We start from the raw sequence: 2,167 nt of genomic DNA, 5'->3' as shown, positions 1-2,167 counted from the left end.
CCGGTGCTGGCCCGCCCGGACGGAATCTGGGTGCTGCACGCCACCGTCAACACCGGCGCGGAGTTGACTTGGTTGGCCACCGACGCGTTTGATCGACAACACTGGTCGACGTGAGCAGTTTGTCCCGCGGCTACGCCGCGCTGGCCGGGGTCACCGCAGCCGCCGTGGCCGTCGGCGTCGCCGAGCCGGTGGCCGTCCTCACCGGTCCTCGCTCGGCCCCGCTGATCGCGGTCGGCGGACTGGTGGTCGATCTGGTGCCGGAGGCCCTGAAGCACCTCGCCATCTCGCTCTTCGGCACGCACGACAAGATCGCCCTGCTGATCGGGACGGCGGTGCTGCTGGCCGCGATCGCCGCGCTGCTCGGCGTGCTCGCCGCCCGCCGGCTCTGGATCGGCCTCGCCGGCATCGCCGCGTTCGCCGCCCTCGGGGTGGCCGCCGCGGTCACCCGGCCCGGTGCGGGCCCCGCCGCCGTGCTGCCGTCGCTGGTCGGCAGCGGCCTCGGCGCGCTGACGCTCTGGGCCTTCATCGCCGGCCCGCTGGCCCCCGACCTGTGGCCCTGGTCGCCACCGACCCCGGCCGAATCCGCCGAGCCGGCCGCTCCCGGCCAGCCGACCGCCCGCGCCGAGCGCGGGGAGGAGAGCGATCCGGAGGGGCGGCGGCGGTTCCTGCGCGGCGTGGGCGTGCTCGCCGGCACGGCGGCGGTGGCCGGGCTCGGCGGACACTGGCTCGCCGGCCGGCGGGGGGTCTCGGCGGCCCGGCAGGCGGTCACCCTGCCCACCCCGTCGGCGTCCGCGCCGGCGGTGCCGGCCGGTGCGGACCTGTCGCTGGCCCAGCTCGCCCCGTACGTCACCCCGAACAGCGGGTTCTACCGGATCGACACGGCGTTGGTGGTGCCGCAGGTGGACCCGGCGACCTGGCGGTTGCGGATCCACGGCCGGGTGCGCAAGCCGATCGAGCTGACCTTCGACGAGCTGCTCGCCCGGCCGATGGTCGAGCGGTACGTGACCCTGGCCTGCGTCTCGAACGAGGTCGGCGGGGACCTGATCGGCAACGCGCGCTGGCTGGGCGTACCGATCAAGGAACTGCTGGACGAGGCGGACCCGGAGCCCGGCGCCGACCAGGTGGTCGGGCGCTCGGTGGACGGCTGGACCTGCGGCACCCCGACGGCCGCGCTGCGGGACGGGCGGGACGCGCTGCTCGCGGTCGGGATGAACGGGGAGCCGCTGCCGGTCGAGCACGGCTTCCCGGTCCGCATGGTGGTGCCGGGCCTCTACGGGTACGTCTCGGCCTGCAAGTGGGTGACCGAGCTGGAGCTGACCAGCTTCGCCGACTTCGACGCGTACTGGGTGCCGCGGGGGTGGTCGGCGCAGGGCCCGATCAAGACCGAGTCGCGGATCGACACGCCCCGCCCACGCAACCGGCTGACCGCGGGTCCGGTGACCGTGGCCGGCGTGGCCTGGGCCCAGCACCGCGGCATCCGGGCGGTCGAGGTACGCGTCGACGGCGGCCCGTGGCGGGCAGCGATGCTCGCCCCCGCGGTCTCGGTGGACACCTGGGTCCAGTGGTCGTGGCGCTGGGACGCCACCCCGGGGGAGCACACCCTCCAGGTGCGGGCCACGGACGCCGGCGGGGTGACCCAGACGCCCGAGCAGCGACCCGTCGCACCGGACGGCGCCACCGGCTGGCACACCGTCAAGGTCACGGTGCGCTGAGGCACCCGCCCTGGCCCTGCCTGTCGGCGCGGCGCGGCTTACGGGAGCCCCGTGGGGTCGCTCGGTGCGCGGTTTCGGCTCGGGGTCGCTTGGTCGTGCGGCTACAAGGTTGATGACGTAGATGAATCACCCGGCCGCGGCCCAGAGCGTGACCGGGCGCGCCACGTCGGCCCGCTGCTGCGGGGGCCGGCCCACGCCGGCCCGCTGCGCGGTGCCCTGCGCTCGCGGCTCGGCGATCGGGGTCCCACGTTCGCGATCTGATGTTCGTGGTCTGATGTTCGCGGTCCGATGTTCGGGCTCCGACCGTTCGCGCTCCGGTGATCGTCAAGCCGAATCGTTCACGTCATCAAGTTTGTAGCCCCCGGAAGGGGCGTCCGGGTCGGCCGGTCCGGTGTGGCAGGCCGTGCAGCGGGCGATCCGCTACTCGCAGTCCAAGGGCGTGCTCAACGTGGCGT

The 2,167-nt window shown here is 74.9% G+C and carries 1 protein-coding gene; it reads left to right on the top strand.

What is annotated here, in order from left to right; all coding sequences use genetic code 11:
• Positions 1 to 110: 110 nt before the first annotated feature.
• Positions 111 to 1,712, top strand: a complete 1,602-nt coding sequence (locus ACWEVO_RS35400) for a molybdopterin-dependent oxidoreductase (RefSeq protein WP_452311764.1) — start codon at positions 111 to 113, stop codon at positions 1,710 to 1,712.
• The last annotated feature ends 455 nt before the right edge of the window (positions 1,713 to 2,167 follow it).

The organism is Micromonospora sp. NPDC003776 (genome assembly GCF_053605645.1).
The sequence above is the reverse complement of the archived record's forward strand: the minus strand, read 5'-3'. Positions and strand labels throughout refer to the sequence as shown.